The sequence below is a fragment of the Aeromicrobium sp. MLTX1 genome, assembly GCF_046452335.1.
In the GTDB taxonomy this organism is placed as follows: Bacteria; Actinomycetota; Actinomycetes; order Propionibacteriales; family Nocardioidaceae; genus Aeromicrobium.
Window position 1 is genome coordinate 1 of sequence record NZ_JBKFDN010000010.1, and the last position, 332, is coordinate 332.

Annotated in this window: 1 protein-coding gene and 1 pseudogene; one reads left to right on the forward strand and one right to left on the reverse strand. The window is 66.0% G+C overall.

What is annotated here, in order from left to right; genetic code table 11:
* Window positions 1–128, reverse strand: a 128-nt coding sequence (locus ACK99Q_RS17780) for an SDR family NAD(P)-dependent oxidoreductase (RefSeq protein WP_410187433.1), incomplete at its 3' end; no start/stop codon positions are given.
* A 4-nt stretch (window positions 129–132) separates the two neighbouring features.
* Here ACK99Q_RS17780 and ACK99Q_RS17785 point away from each other — a divergent pair.
* A pseudogene (locus ACK99Q_RS17785) lies at window positions 133–332 on the forward strand (methylmalonyl-CoA mutase family protein); the annotation flags it as partial.

Here is a 332-nt window from a genome sequence, read left to right on the forward strand (position 1 = left end):
ATGGGGACGTCCTCCAGGGCGCCGTAGGAGCCGTAGCCCGCGTTGTTGACCAGGACATCGAGGCGTCCGGCCTCGCTGATGATCTGGTCGACTCCGGCGACGAGGCTGACGTCGTCCGTCACGTCCATGCCGATCGCGATCTACGACAACGCCAACGCTTTCGACGAGGCCGTCACCATGCCCTCGGAGGAGTCGGTGCACCGGGCACTCGCGATCCAGCTCATCATCAACCGCGAATGGGGGCTGGCCGCCAACGAGAACCCGCTGCAGGGCTCCTTCGTCATCGAGGAGCTCACCGAGCTCGTCGAGGAGGCCGTGCTGCGCGAGTTCGA